This window comes from Ralstonia pickettii (genome assembly GCF_000607165.1).
GTDB lineage: Bacteria > Pseudomonadota > Gammaproteobacteria > Burkholderiales > Burkholderiaceae > Ralstonia > Ralstonia holmesii.
The window spans coordinates 89,476-103,432 of record NZ_JFZG01000025.1; the positions used below are offsets into that span (position 1 = coordinate 89,476).

Sequence of the window (13,957 nt, forward strand, 5' to 3'; positions counted from 1 at the left end):
CGCAAAGAGGCCTTCCGTGGCATCGCCGCTCTCGCGCCGTTTAACCTCTCCGTCTCGTACGCCAGTCAGCCTGCTGGCAGTACTCATTGGACTGAACCTACTGGCCTGGGCATGGGCGCTCACCGCCTTTGCCGGACAACCCGGCTTGCTTGGTACTGCACTACTGGCCTACCTGTTCGGGCTGCGCCATGCAGTCGATGCCGATCACATCGCCGCGATCGACAACGTGGTGCGCAAGCTGGTGCAGCAGGGCCAACGCCCCTTCGCAGTGGGTTTCTTCTTCTCCACCGGCCATTCGACGTTGATCGTGCTGGCGGTGTTCGTCGTTGTTACCGCGAGTTCCGCCATGGGTGCACGTCTTGGCGCATTCAGGGAAAGCGGCGGTGGCATTTCGACGGCCATCTCCGCCCTCTTCCTGCTTGTCATTGCGGCAACCAACCTCTTCATTCTTTGTGCGGTGTGGAAACAGTTCGTCCGTTTCAGGAAGGGAGAAGCGATCCGTGACGAAGACATCGACACGCTGACGTCCGGCAATGGCGTCATGGCGCGGCTGTTTCGCCCGATGTTCCGGCTGGTCACCAAGAGCTGGCATATGTTTCCGCTCGGTTTCCTGTTCGGCCTCGGATTCGACACGGCCACGGAGATCGGGCTGTTTTCAATCTCAGCGGCCCAGACGCCCAAGGGCGTCCCATTCCTGTCGGTCATGGTCTTCCCCGTTCTGTTCACCGCAGGCATGGCCCTGATCGACACGCTCGACAGCATCCTGATGGTCGGCGCCTATGGCTGGGCCTTTGTCAACCCGATGCGCAAGCTCTGGTACAACATCACGATCACGTTGACCTCGGTGCTGATGGCGTTCGTCATCGGCTCCATCGAGGCGCTCGGTCTGCTGGCCAACCGCCTGAGCCTGCACGACGGGCCGTGGGCATGGGTTTCCCTACTCAATGAAAGACTGGCGGAGTTCGGCTATCTGGCCATCGGTCTCTTGATCCTGAGCTGGGCCATTTCAGCAGGCATCTATCAGTGGAAAGGCTACGACCGTCTACCCTCCCCTGCACTGATGAAAGGTGGCCCGCAATGAGAACGCACGATCGGCATGTATTGATGTGTACAGGCCCGCGCTGTACGGACAACGGTGCCTCAGCAGAAGACATGTTCAAGGTGCTTGGCCAAGCAATCGACGCGTGCGACGGTTTGCGCGTCAAGCGGACCCGCACCCATTGCTTCGCGGTCTGCAAGCAGGGACCGATCATGGCGGTGTATCCGGACGGCATCTGGTATCGCAATGTGGACGCCGCCGCCATCGGCCGCATTGTCAGTGAGCACCTTGCGGGCGACTGCCCGGTCGAGCCGCTCATCTTTCACCGTCTAGGTGTTGGCGACGTGGAACCGGAGGCCGAAGCATGACAGGCAACATCTCGCCCCGTGTCGTGTTGCTCAGTCACGCCGGCACTGACCTGACCGCGCTGGTCCGTGCGCGTGTCGCCCTCCCCGGTGATTTCGCTGCGGTCGAAGCGGTGAACCTGCAGACCATCGACAGCGCTGACCGCATGAACATGCTGCTTGCGACCACATTGCTTGAAGCGCGCGTGGTCGTTGTGCGATTGCTCGGCCGCGCGCATGACGTGCCGGGCTTCGATGCGCTGCTCAAAGCCGCATCGACGCACCACCAGGCGCTGATTGTCGTCAGCGGCACCGGTGAGCCAGACCCCGAGCTGGCAGCGCTGTGCAATGTCCCTCCAGCCTTGCAGCATGAGGTGACGGCCTACCTCCAGGCTGGCGGCGTAGGCAACATGGCGCAATTGCTGCGTTGCTTGTCCGACCGCCTGTTGATGACCGGCTTCGGTTACCAGCCGCCGGCGGCACTCCCCGAGCACGGTATCTACCACCCCGCGCTGCCGCTGCAGACCACGCTGGCCGATTGGGCCGCCGATACCGCGGCCTGCAACCCCCAGTGGCCGACGGTCGGCATTACGTTCTACCGGGCTCACTGGCTTAGCGGCAATACCCGCTTTATCGACATGCTCGTCGATATGCTGGCCGAACGTGGCCTCAACGCGCTGCCGGTCTACACCGCGTCGCTACGCGCGCTGGATGCTTCCGGCCAACCCGCCGCACTGGGGCTGTTTGTTGCCGATGCAGCCTGCCGCATCGACGCACTGATCAACACTACCTCGTTCGCGATGGGCGACGTCAGCGCGGATGGCCCGACCCTGCCTGGCTGGTCGGTGGCAGCACTCGGACAGTTTGGCGTCCCAGTGATCCAGGCCATTGCCAGCAGCATGACGCAGGCCCAGTGGGAAGCGTCCGAACGTGGCCTCAACCCCCTCGATACCGCGATGAACGTCGCACTGCCAGAGTTCGATGGCCGCATCGTGGGCGTACCGGTCTCATTCAAGGACAGTCAGGGCGACATGCGGGGCGAGACCCACTACGTGCCATTGGCTGACCGGATGCGCCGGCTGGCCGGCGTAGTGGCACGCCAGGTCGCGCTACGCCGCACGCTGCCGGAACACAAGCGTGTCGCCTTCATCTTCACCAACAGCAGCAGCAAGGCGTCGCAGATCGGCAATGCGGTGGGCCTGGATGCGCCGGCCTCGCTGTTTGCCCTGCTGCACGCCATGCGGGCCCAGGGCTACCGCATTGAAGGCCTGCCCGAGTCGGGCGATGCGCTCATCCACGACCTCATCGACCGCGGCGCCTACGACGAGGCCTACCTGAGCGCCGATCAACTCCGGCACGCCATTGCCACCGTTCCCACAGCGCGTTACGCCGAATGGTTCGGCCAACTGCCGCACGTACTACAGCAACGAATGCGCGAGCGCTGGGGTGAGCCGCCGGGTGGCGCCTACGTTCATGAGGGCAAACTCGTGTTTGCCGGCATCGAATACGGCAACGCCTTCGTCGCACTGCAACCGCCGCGCGGCTACGGCATGGATCCGGATGCGATCTACCACACGCCCGACCTGCCGCCCACACATCACTACTACGCCCTGTATTGCTGGTTGCGTGATGACTGGCAGGCAGACGCCATTGTTCACGTTGGCAAGCACGGTACGCTGGAGTGGCTACCAGGCAAGGGCGTGGGCATGTCGCAGGACTGCTTCCCGGATGCGCTGCTGGGCGACATGCCGATGCTCTACCCGTTCATCCTGAACGACCCGGGAGAAGGGTCGCAGGCCAAGCGCCGCGCGCATTCGGTGATCGTCGACCACCTCACTCCACCGATGACCACCGCCGACACGTATGGTCCGCTGGCGCAACTGACGCAACTGGTGGACGAGTACTACCAGGTCGAAATGCTGGACCCTGCCAAGCTGCCCCTGCTGCAGCAGCAGATCTGGGACCTGATCAAGGAAGCTCAGCTCGACACCGATCTGGCCGCAATGTGCGGCCACGAGAACGGTCACCATGACCATCCCGCGCACGCCAGTGCACAAGCGGCCACCGCCGGCAAGTACCGACCGATGCCAACCGCAGGCAAAAAGACAGCCGTGCCGAAGCACCGGCTGATGCCCACCGGTAAGAAACATCACCCCCATGGCGGCCACGGTCATCACCACCATCATCACGATGACGGCCACGGTCATGACCATGATGATCACCACCACGACCACAGCCACACGTGGGATGCAACGCTGAACAAAGACGGCGTACCGCTGACGTTGGCCCAGATGGAGGGCGTTGACGTCGCGCACCTGATCGAGGACATCGATGGCTACCTGTGTGAACTGGGCGCGGCACAGATACGCGACGGCCTGCACGTGCTGGGCAAGGTTCCGGCCGGGGATGCACTGATCGACATGGTCTGTGCGCTGGTGCGCCTGCCCAACCTCTCGGTTCCAGGGCTGCCGGTCGGCGTGGCCGCCGCGCTCGACATCGATTGGGCAGCATTGCAGCACGACAAGGGCCACCGGCTGGATAGCATTCCGCCCACGCTCGCCCGACTCGCCGCGCGTACGCTCGTCACCCGCGCCGATGCATTCGACGCGATCACCGCTCTCGGCCGGCAGTTGGTGGCCAGGCTGGCCGCATGCCATTTCGATGCCAACGCGATCGACGCGACGCTGGCCGATGTGCTGCCGGGCACGGTGGGCATCGAAGCCCTCCGGCAGACCCTGGCCTATGTCTGCCGCGAACTGGTGCCCAATCTCGCACGCACCTCGGAAGAGATCGACAACCTGCTCAAGGGCCTTGCGGGGGGCTACGTACCCGCCGGGCCGAGTGGCGCACCGACTCGCGGCATGGCGCACGTGCTGCCAACCGGCCGCAACTTCTACTCGGTGGACCCGCGCAGCCTGCCGTCGCAGGCAGCATGGCGTGTCGGCTCGGAGTTGGCCAACGAAGTCCTGGCGCGTCATCGCAGGGAGACCGGCCGGTTGCCTGAGTCAGTCAGCATCAGCGTATGGGGCACCAGCGCCATGCGCACCCACGGTGATGACATCGCCCAAATCTTCGCCCTGCTGGGCGTGCGCCCCCGCTGGCAAGCAGAGAGCCGGCGCGTGACCGGTGTCGAGGCGATTCCGTTGTCCGAACTGGGCCGCCCGCGCATCGACGTGACGGTACGCATCAGCGGCTTCTTCCGTGACGCGTTCCCGCACCTGATCCACCTGGTGGACGAAGCCGTGCACATGGTCGCCAGGCTCGATGAGCCGGCTGAACAGAACTTCCTGCGCAAGCACTACCTGGCTGACCTCAAGCACGACTTGTTCCGCCAACTGCAGGGCGATAGTGCCGAGCAGCGTGCGCTCTATCGCGTCTTTGGCTCGAAGCCCGGCACGTACGGCGCGGGCATCCTGCCCTTGATCCAGGAACAGAACTGGCAGGAAGACGCCGATTTCGCCACGGCCTACATCAACTGGGGCGGCTATGCCTACGGTCGCGCAGACGATGGCACCGATGCGCGTGCCGATTTCCGGCACCGTCTGTCGGGTGTCGAGGTGGCCCTGCACAATCAGGACAACCGCGAGCACGACATTTTCGACAGCGACGATTATCTGCAGTACCACGGCGGCATGATCGCCACCATCCGCAGCCTGACCGGACGCCAGCCGCGCCACTACTTTGGAGACAGCCATCAGCCGGACAACCCCGCCGTACGCGGGCTGAAGGAAGAAGTCCTGCGCGTCTTCCGCGCGCGGGTGGCCAATCCGAAGTGGATCTCCAGCATCATGAAACACGGCTACAAGGGCGGCCTTGAGCTGGCGGCCACAGTCGACTACCTGTTCGGCTACGACGCCACCGCCCATGTCGTGGATGACTGGGTGTACGAGCAGGTGGCCGAAACCTATGCCTTTGCACCGCAAATGCAGCAGTTCTTTGCCCAAAGCAATCCCTGGGCACTCACCGCCATTACCGACCGGCTTCTTGAGGCCGCACAGCGCCAGTTGTGGGCCCAACCCAAACCGGAAACCCTTGCTGCGTTGCGAGCGCTGCATCTGCACGGTGAAGCCATGCTCGAAGCGCGCGGAGAGGTTCGCACACTAGGCCACGCAACAGCCCGCAAACCATGAGACACCACTACCCGTTCACCGCCATCGTCGGCCAGGCGCAGCTCAAGCGTGCGCTCCTGCTGTGCGCGGTCGACCCGACCTTGGGCGGCGTGCTGATCCGGGGCGACAAGGGCACCGCCAAGAGCACGGCCGCGCGCGGTCTGGCCGATGTCCTGCCGCCGATCCAGCGCGTGGCCGGCTGCACGTTCAACTGCGAGCCGGATGCCCCGCTGGCCGAATGCAGCGTATGCCAGGACAGCACGCGCGACATCGCCAGTGCACCCGTGCCGTTCGTCAACCTGCCGCTCGGTGCAACGGAAGACCGTGTGCTCGGCAGCCTCGACTTCGAACGCGCCCTGAAAGACGGCAGGAAAGCCTTCCAGCCCGGCCTGCTTGCCGCTGCCCATCGCGGGCTGTTGTATGTGGATGAGGTCAACCTGCTGGCCGACCACCTGGTCGACGTGCTCCTCGACGTTTCTGCCATGGGCCGCAACACGGTGGAGCGCGAGGGTCTGGCGATCAGCCATCCGGCGCGCATCACGCTGCTCGGCACCATGAATCTGGAGGAAGGGGACCTGCGCCCGCAATTACTGGATCGCTTTGGCCTGATGGTGGAGGTAAGCGCGCCGCGCGACCCAGCCGTACGCGCCGAGGTGGTGCGTCGACGGCTCGCGTTCGAGGCCGATCCGAAGTCATTCATCGCCGCGTGGCAACCGGAAACCGATACCTTGCGCGCGGCCATTCGCACCGCGCAACAGCAGGTGGCCAGCGTGCGGCTTCCCGACTCGCTGCTCGCCTTTATCAGCCAGGTGTGCTGCGAATTCGAGGTCGCGAGCCTGCGCGCGGATATCGTGATCCACAAGGCAGCGCGCGCGCTTGCCGTGCTGAACGGCCGCGACGTGGTCACTGCCGAAGACGTGCGCGAAGCCGCCGAGCTGGCGCTGCCGCACCGCCGCCGGCGCAAGCCCTTCGAGCAGAGCGGCCTGGACAGCGAGCGCCTGGATGCGTTGACGCAGCAACAGCAGCAGCTTGCCCAACCGCCCGCCCCGGCAGATGACACCCGCGCAACGGGTGACGGCGAAACAGCCGAGTCAGAACTTGCGGACAACCGCACCGATGACGTTGACAACGCACCGCAATCCAATAGCGCAGCCGAGCGGTTGTTTATGGCCGCCGCAGCGGATGCGATCGGGCGCATCGACGTGGTTGCAATGCAGGCGCATGAGGCCAGTGGCCGGCGCAGCCGTATCGTGGGTGCCCGCCGCGGCCAAGCCATCAGCGCCGTGCCAAGCCAAGCCCCGAACCAGCTTGCGGTAGACGCCACGCTGCGTCACGCGCTGATGCGCAACCCAACCGAGTTTGAGGTGACCCGCGCCGATCTGCATGACAAGGTGCACGTGGGTCAGCAGTCCAACCTGATCCTGCTGGTGGTGGATGCCTCCGGCTCAATGGCGGCACGCCGGCGCATGGAGACGGTCAAGTCCTGCGTGCTCGGCCTGCTGCAAGACGCTTACCAGCGCCGCGACCAGGTTGCCGTGATCTGCTTTCGCGGCGAGCGTGCCGAGCTGGTGCTGCCGCCCACCCGCCAGGTCGAGTTGGCCGAACTGGCCCTGCGCGAGCTGCCGACCGGCGGCAGGACGCCGCTGGCGCATGCGCTGCATCTGGCCGCGTCCACGCTGGCGCAGCACGATGGCGCCACACCGCTCCTGGTGGTGCTCAGCGACGGACGCGCCAACATCGCTCTGAACGAGAGCGCCGATCCGTGGCAGGAATCGCTCGATGCGGCCCAGAGTCTGGCAGCGCGGGGCACACCAGCCCTGGTTCTGGACACTGAGCAGGATTTCGTGCGCCTGGGCCGCGCCCACGAGCTCGCGCAAGCGCTGCATGCAGATTGCCTACCCCTGGACCAGATCAGCGGTGAGCAACTGCGGCTGACCATCCGCGAAAGGCTGCCGCGATGAACCCGCGTGGCAAGGTGTACCTGATCGGCGCCGGTCCTGGCGATGTCGAGCTGCTGACGCTCAAGGCGGTGCGCCGCCTGGCGCTTGCCGACGTCGTGCTGATCGACGATCTGGCCAACCCGGAGGTGCTGCAATTCGCGCCAAAAACAGCCGAAGTGATCCACGTCGGCAAGCGCGGCGGCGGTGCCTCCACCCCGCAAGCCGACATTGAACGCCGCATGCTGGACGAAGCGCTGGCAGGGCGATGCGTTGCCCGCGTCAAAGGAGGCGACCCGTTCGTCTTCGGGCGCGGGGGCGAAGAGATGCAAGCCCTGCTTGCCGCCGGGATCGAAGTGGAGGCGGTCAACGGCATTACGGCCGGCCTCGCGGTGCCGTCCACACTCGGCATCCCGCTCACGCATCGTGATCATGTGCACGGTGCCATCTTCGTCTCCGGCCACAGCCTCCAGAATGACGAACCCGATTGGCCGTTGCTCGGCCGCAGCGGCATGACGCTGGTGATCTACATGGGCATCGCAAACCTCTCGCACATCAGCGCACAACTGCAACAAGCCATGCCGCCCGACACACCGGCCGCCGCGATCCAGCACGGCACCCGGCCAGAGCAGCGGCAGGTCTTGAGCACGCTGGCGCGCCTGGCCGACGATGTTGCGGCGGCCGGCCTGGGCAGCCCGGCGCTGCTTGTGATCGGCTCGACCGTCGGGCTGGCCAGGGACGTGCCACGCCTTACGGCGACACAACATAAGGAAACGCAATGATCATCTGCATCGGTGCCGGCCCCGGCGATATCGGTTACCTGCCGCAACGCTCCGCCGAATTGATTCGCAACGCCGACGTCGTTGCCGGATTCAATGCCGTCGTCAACGTTGTGCAGGCGCTGATTCCTCAAAGCGCTGAAGTCGTGCTGATGGGCTACCGCGATCAGGTCGCCCAGCTCGACAAGGTGGCGCAGCTGCACCACGCCGGGAAGAAATGCGTGGTCGTGTTCATGGGCGACATCCACTTCAGCGGCTTCCAATATCTGGAGCGGGTCGAGCGGGCGTGCGGCCATCCGGTCGATACCATCCCCGGCATCTCGTCGGCGCAAATCCTGGCGTCGCGCGCCAAGGTGTGCTTTGACGAGACAACCTTCATCACCTTCCACCGCCGTGGTGATCTGACACCGTTCAAACGCCATCTGGTGCATGTGCTTGAAGACCAGCGCAACGCCATCGTGATCCCCTGCCCCTGGGACGAGGCACGTTCGTTCATGCCCTGGCACATCGCCGCGTACCTGCTCGAAAACGGCATCCCCGCGCAGCAGCCGGTGGAGGTATGGGAGCATCTCACGCAAGCCGAGGCCCAATGGCGCGGCACCTTGGCCGAGTGCGCGCATCAGCGCTTCTCCGACATGAGCATCATGCTGATCCGCACCATGAACCCCATCCCCAGTCAGATCGAGCCGCCGCCGGAGGCGCAATGAGCGCGACCACTGACACGGCCACTGACTACGCCATCGTCCTGGCTGGACACGGCAGCCGCGACCCCGACGGCGTGGGCGAATTCGAGGCGCTGGTCGCGCTCCTGCGCGAGCGTGCCGGTGGCCGCACGGTCGCGCATGGCTTTCTGGAATTCGCTACGCCAACCATCGACCAAGCAGTCAACGCCGTCATCGCCAATGGCGCACAGCGCGTGGTGATGGTGCCCGGCGTGCTGCTTGCGGCCACGCACGCCAAGAACGACATGCCTAGCGAACTGCTCGCACTCAAGCAGGCGCACCCCGGTGTCGACTTCCATTTCGGGGCAGCGATGGACCTGCACCCCAAACTGCTGCAGCTCTGCCGGGAGCGCATCATCCAGGCCGAAGCGCTCTCGGGGCACACCGTGGCGCGCGCCGATACCTGTCTGGTTGTTGTCGGACGCGGCACCTCGGACCCCGATGCGAATTCGGAGATATCCAAGGTTGCGCGCATGCTCGAGGAAGGGCTCGGCTTCGGTACGTCGTTCGTCTGCTATTCAGGCACTGCCCGGCCGCTGGTGGCCGATGGCCTCAAAGCAGCCGCGCTGCTTGGGCACAAGCGCGTCGTGGTACTGCCCTACTTTCTGTTTGATGGCGTACTGGTCAAGCGCATCTACGCCGCGGCCGACGATCTGGCAACCCGCCACCCGGAACTCGAGGTGGTCAAGGCGGGCTATCTCGGTGCGCACCCGCATGTGGCCGATGTGTTTCTGGAGCGCGCAGCAGAGGGCATCGAAGGCCGGGCCACGATGAACTGCGCGCTCTGCAAATACCGTGTGCAGATCGTCGGCTTTGAAGAGCAGGTCGGCACGCCGCAGCAGGCTCACCACGGCCTAGTACGCGGACTGCTCGGGCGGGACGAAACAGCGGGCGCCCCCGCTCCCGCTGCGGAATGGCCGCCCTACGTACCGCACCCGATCGAAGCCGAGAGCATGCGCATTATCGACCAGGGACGCGACTGGTCCGACGTGCCGGACGATCACCAGATCGTGCTCAAGCGCCTGGTGCATACCAGCGGCGATTTCGACATCGTCGATGACCTGTATTTCTCCCCCGGCGCCGTGACGACCGGCATCCGGGCGCTGCTGCGCTGCCGCCGCATCGTCGCCGACGTGACCATGGTGCAGACGGGGCTCAAACGTGCGGTGCTCGACCAACTTGGCATGCAGACATGGTGCGGCGTGCACGACGAGGAAACCCGGTTGCTGGCCGAGGCGCATGGCATTACGCGGTCCGCAGCGGGCATTCGGCGTGCCTGGCAGAAGTTCGGCAACGATGTCGTCGTGGCGATCGGCGATGCGCCCACGGCGATCATGGAACTGGTGCGGCTGGTGCGCGAGCACGGCTGGCGCCCGCAGCTTGTGGTCGGACTGCCGGTGGGCTTTGTCGGCACGCGCGAATGCAAGGACGAGTTACGCCGCCTGCTGCAGGTGCCGCGCATCACCAACCGTGGCACGCGCGGCGGATCGCCGTGGGCAGCGTCGGCCATCAACGCACTGATGATCGCGGCAATCGATCAGGTCCACCGCCAGAATCAGATGCCGTGACCAGCGAAGCGCACCGCCGCCCCTTCGATCTCGCCACGCTGGCCCCCAATGGCCTGCGCCGCGGCCGCACGACCGGCAGTTGCGCCACGGCCGCGGTCAAGGCTGCGCTGTTGATGCTGTTGCGCGGCGAGGTCGCCAGCGAAGTCGAGGTCAGCCTGCCCGACCCCGACTACTACCTGCTGGTGCCGGTGGAGAACGTGGAGCGGCTGGCAGACGGCTCGGTGCGCGCAGACGTGAAGAAGTACGGCGGCGATGATCCCGACAACACCGACGGCGCAACAATCTTCGCCAGGGTGACGGTCAATCACCAAGGCGCGGTGCGCTTTCTTGCGGCCGAGGGCGTCGGCATGGTCACCCAGCCGGGCCTGCGCGTGCCGCCGGGGGAGGCGGCCATCAACCCCGTGCCACGCCAAATGATGCAGATGGCGGTTGACGAGGTGCTCAACGGCGCAGCCAACCCAGGCTTTGATCTAGCCATCGGCTGCGTCGACGGAGAGAAGATCGCCAAGCGTACGTTCAACCCCATGCTCGGGATCGTGGGCGGTATCTCGATCCTCGGCACCAGCGGCATCGTTGAGCCGATGTCGCTCGCTGCGTGGATGGCGTCGATCGAGGTGTACATCCGCGTCGCCCTGGGTGAGCAGCCAGAGGCCATCGCGTTCACCCCCGGCAAGATCGGCCGGCGATTTGCGACCGACACGCTGGCCCTGCAAAAGAAGCAGGTGGTGCAGATCGCCAACTTCGTCGGCGCGTCCCTCGACTATGCCCAGCAAGCGCTGGAAGAGTCGCAGGCGCGTCTGGGAACGCTGTGGGTGCTCGGGCATCCGGGCAAGCTTGCCAAGCTGCTTGATGAGCGAATGGGGGACGCGTGGGACACGCATTCGAGCAAGAGCCGCATGGCCATGCATTCCGTGGCGGCCGTGGCGGCCGACCTGGGCTTTGCCAGCGGACTCACCCAACAGATAGAGAAAGCCAACACCGTGGAAAACATCGTGGAAATCATGCGAAATGAACCGGGCGCGCAAGCGTTCTGGACCGACATCGAACGGCGGCTGGCCGCCCTGATGCAGCCCCGGGTCCCGAGGGTCGACCGCGTGGCGGTCCGCCTGTTTGCCATGGACGGCACACCGCTCGGAGCGGCCGCGTGAGCGCGCTCGGTCATTTCGTTGGCGTGGGCGTCGGGCCGGGCCCGGCAGGGCTGATTCCGGTCGCGGCCCTGGCCGCATTGCAGGATGCCGAGCGCATCTATCTGCCGCGCGCGCGCGGCAGTGAAACCTCGGTCGCGCGCCAGTGCCTGGCAGGCCTGCCCATTCCGGAAGCCAAATTTTGCGAGATCGAGTTCCAGATGGACCCCGACCGCAGCGTGCTGTCGGAGCACTATGGCGAATTCGCAGACGCGATTGCCGGCGAGCTGCGCCGGGGGCGCAACGTCGCCTACCTGACCATCGGCGACTCGATGACATATTCGACCTACGGCTACCTGCTGGCCGCGCTGCGCGACAAGGTACCCGGCTTGCGCCACACCACCTTTCCGGGGGTCACGAGCTTTGCGGCCACCGCATCGGCGCTGTCCTGGCCACTTGGCGAGGGCAAGGAACGGATCCTGATCCTGCCGTGCCCCGACGACATGGCGGCCTTGCGCACGGACATCGAAAGCCATGACATCGTCGTGCTGATGAAGATCGGCGCACGCCTGCCGGCCGTACTGCAACTGCTGAACGCGCTCGGCATTGCCGGGCACTGCGCATTCGCGCGCCGCATCGGGCTGCCCGGCGAGGTGCTGTGTGAGAACGTATCGCGCTTGGATTCCAGCGCCAGCGGCTACCTCGCAACAATGCTGATCCGCAGTACCGCCAGAGAGAAACGTCACGCATGAAAGTCTATTTCATCGGCGCCGGCCCTGGCGCTGCCGACCTGATTACGCTGCGCGGAAGCCGCATCCTCGGCAACGTGCCGATGGTGTTGTATGCCGGCTCGCTCGTGCCGACCGAGATGCTGCAGCACTGCCGACCGGACGCCGAAAAATTCGATACCGCCGAGTTGTCGCTCGACGCACAGGAAGCGCTTTATCGGCGCGCCCAACTCGAAGGCAAGGACGTGGCGCGGCTGCATTCGGGCGACCCGTCCATCTACGGCGCCACGGCAGAGCAGATGCGCCGCCTGGAGAAGCTCGGCATCGCCTACGAGATCATCCCTGGCGTCTCGTCGTTCACTGCTGCTGCGGCGGCGCTCGGCAGTGAACTGACCCGCCCCCTGGTATCGCAGTCGGTCATTCTGACGCGGGTGTCGGGTCGCGCATCGGCCGTGCCGGAACTGGAGTCCGTCCTCCGCTTCGCGGAGCACCAGGCGACGATGTGCATCTTCCTCTCCGGCCAGCGCTTGAAGCAAACCGTGGCCGACCTGCTGGTGCACTACCCGGCCGACACGCCAGCCGCGCTGGTGCGGCGTGCAAGCTGGCCAGACCAGGCGATTCATCGCAGCACGCTTGGCACGCTGATGAGCGAGGTGCAAAACAAGGATTGGCTGCTCACCACGCTTCTGCTGGTCGGCCGCGCACTTGCACACGAGGACGGCGTTGAATCCAGTCTCTACGCTGCGGGATTCACCCATATCTTCCGCGACGGCACCGACCGCAAGACGCGGCGCCCGCGCAAGGCTCGTGTAGCCCCAGTCACGCAAGCCGCCGGAGATCCGACATGAAGCCGGTCGCCGTCTGGTTGACGCGCAGCGACGCCCTCCCGCTCGGACACCGGCTGTCGGCCGGGTTGGATGCAGACGTGTATCAGCCCTGGCTGCATGCCGATGAAAGTCCGCGCGAGCACTTCCGTCGGCACTTCCGCCTGCACCGGCAGTGGGTCATGGTGAGCGCAAGCGGCATTGTCGTGCGCTACCTCGACGGCCTGCCGCAAAACAAGTACGAAGACCCCGCCGTGGTGGTGCTCGACGAAGCCGCACGCTTTGCGATCCCCCTACTGAGCGGGCACGAGGGCGGCGCGAATGCACTCGCCTACGCAGTCGCCAGGCTCACCGGTGCGAGCCCGGCCGTGACCACGGCAACCGAGGCGCTCAAACCGCTCACGCTCGGCATCGGCTGCCGGCGCGGCAAATCGGCCGAGGCGATCGAGCAGGCGGTCGTGCACGCGTTGGGCGGCAGGAGCCTGACTGAAGTACGGGAGATCGCAACGATCGACCTGAAGGCCGACGAGGTCGGGCTGCTGGCGTTCTGCATGCACCACCAATTGCCCTTGCGCGTGATTGCGCGCGCCGACGTGGCCGCGCGCGCGTGGGTGGGACATTCGTCCGACTGGGTGCAGCAGCAAATTGGCGTGGACGGTGTATGCGAGCCGTGCGCGCTCATCGCCAGCCCGCGTGGCCAACTGATCGTGCCCAAGACCGCACTCGATGGCGTTACCGTCGCCATCGTCGAAGACCACATACTGCCCATTGAACACAACTGAC

The 13,957-nt window shown here is 65.4% G+C and carries 11 protein-coding genes; all 11 read left to right on the plus strand.

The window, feature by feature from the left end:
- Window positions 1-16: 16 nt before the first annotated feature.
- Genes BG83_RS0122550 through BG83_RS0122600 form a run of 11 tightly spaced genes read left to right on the plus strand, consistent with a single transcriptional unit; the run spans window position 17 to window position 13,956 of the window.
- Window positions 17-1,081 (plus strand): HoxN/HupN/NixA family nickel/cobalt transporter, encoded by a 1,065-nt coding sequence (locus BG83_RS0122550; protein WP_024978860.1) that lies wholly within the window; start codon window positions 17-19, stop codon window positions 1,079-1,081.
- A complete protein-coding gene (locus BG83_RS0122555; RefSeq protein ID WP_024978861.1) occupies window positions 1,078-1,407 on the plus strand; it encodes a (2Fe-2S) ferredoxin domain-containing protein in 330 nt (109 codons plus the stop codon). The genes BG83_RS0122550 and BG83_RS0122555 overlap by 4 nt, the downstream gene beginning before the upstream one ends.
- Complete coding sequence (locus BG83_RS0122560) at window positions 1,404-5,513, plus strand: cobaltochelatase subunit CobN (protein WP_024978862.1); 4,110 nt, start codon at window positions 1,404-1,406, stop codon at window positions 5,511-5,513. Before BG83_RS0122555 ends, BG83_RS0122560 begins: the two co-directional genes overlap by 4 nt.
- Complete coding sequence (locus BG83_RS0122565) at window positions 5,510-7,453, plus strand: putative cobaltochelatase (RefSeq protein WP_024978863.1); 1,944 nt, start codon at window positions 5,510-5,512, stop codon at window positions 7,451-7,453. Before BG83_RS0122560 ends, BG83_RS0122565 begins: the two co-directional genes overlap by 4 nt.
- On the plus strand, window positions 7,450-8,211 hold the full coding sequence (cobA, locus tag BG83_RS0122570; protein ID WP_024978864.1) for a uroporphyrinogen-III C-methyltransferase: 762 nt from the start codon (window positions 7,450-7,452) through the stop codon (window positions 8,209-8,211). The genes BG83_RS0122565 and cobA overlap by 4 nt, the downstream gene beginning before the upstream one ends.
- Window positions 8,208-8,915, plus strand: a complete 708-nt coding sequence (locus tag BG83_RS0122575) for a cobalt-precorrin-7 (C(5))-methyltransferase (RefSeq protein WP_024978865.1) — start codon at window positions 8,208-8,210, stop codon at window positions 8,913-8,915. Before cobA ends, BG83_RS0122575 begins: the two co-directional genes overlap by 4 nt.
- Window positions 8,912-10,498, plus strand: coding sequence for a precorrin-8X methylmutase (locus tag BG83_RS0122580; protein ID WP_024978866.1), 1,587 nt, complete (start codon window positions 8,912-8,914; stop codon window positions 10,496-10,498). Before BG83_RS0122575 ends, BG83_RS0122580 begins: the two co-directional genes overlap by 4 nt.
- Window positions 10,495-11,646, plus strand: a complete 1,152-nt coding sequence (gene cbiD, locus BG83_RS0122585) for a cobalt-precorrin-5B (C(1))-methyltransferase CbiD (RefSeq protein ID WP_024978867.1) — start codon at window positions 10,495-10,497, stop codon at window positions 11,644-11,646. Before BG83_RS0122580 ends, cbiD begins: the two co-directional genes overlap by 4 nt.
- Window positions 11,643-12,374: a precorrin-2 C(20)-methyltransferase gene (cobI, locus tag BG83_RS0122590; protein ID WP_024978868.1), complete on the plus strand. Its 732-nt coding sequence runs from the start codon at window positions 11,643-11,645 to the stop codon at window positions 12,372-12,374. The genes cbiD and cobI overlap by 4 nt, the downstream gene beginning before the upstream one ends.
- Entirely contained in the window at window positions 12,371-13,198 is an 828-nt protein-coding gene (gene cobM, locus BG83_RS0122595) for a precorrin-4 C(11)-methyltransferase (RefSeq protein WP_024978869.1), read from the plus strand. The genes cobI and cobM overlap by 4 nt, the downstream gene beginning before the upstream one ends.
- Window positions 13,195-13,956 (plus strand): cobalamin biosynthesis protein, encoded by a 762-nt coding sequence (locus tag BG83_RS0122600; RefSeq protein ID WP_024978870.1) that lies wholly within the window; start codon window positions 13,195-13,197, stop codon window positions 13,954-13,956. The genes cobM and BG83_RS0122600 overlap by 4 nt, the downstream gene beginning before the upstream one ends.
- The last annotated feature ends 1 nt before the right edge of the window (window position 13,957 follow it).

Bases quoted from the DNA above. Each gene is read 5' to 3' on its own strand.
- BG83_RS0122575 (WP_024978865.1), top strand. From the start codon at position 8,208: ATGATCATCTGCATCGGTGCCGGCCCCGGCGATATCGGTTACCTGCCG.
- BG83_RS0122560 (WP_024978862.1), top strand. From the start codon at position 1,404: ATGACAGGCAACATCTCGCCCCGTGTCGTGTTGCTCAGTCACGCCGGC.
- BG83_RS0122580 (WP_024978866.1), top strand. From the start codon at position 8,912: ATGAGCGCGACCACTGACACGGCCACTGACTACGCCATCGTCCTGGCT.
- cobM (WP_024978869.1), top strand. From the start codon at position 12,371: ATGAAAGTCTATTTCATCGGCGCCGGCCCTGGCGCTGCCGACCTGATT.
- BG83_RS0122555 (WP_024978861.1), top strand. From the start codon at position 1,078: ATGAGAACGCACGATCGGCATGTATTGATGTGTACAGGCCCGCGCTGT.
- BG83_RS0122600 (WP_024978870.1), top strand. From the start codon at position 13,195: ATGAAGCCGGTCGCCGTCTGGTTGACGCGCAGCGACGCCCTCCCGCTC.
- cobA (WP_024978864.1), top strand. From the start codon at position 7,450: ATGAACCCGCGTGGCAAGGTGTACCTGATCGGCGCCGGTCCTGGCGAT.
- BG83_RS0122565 (WP_024978863.1), top strand. From the start codon at position 5,510: ATGAGACACCACTACCCGTTCACCGCCATCGTCGGCCAGGCGCAGCTC.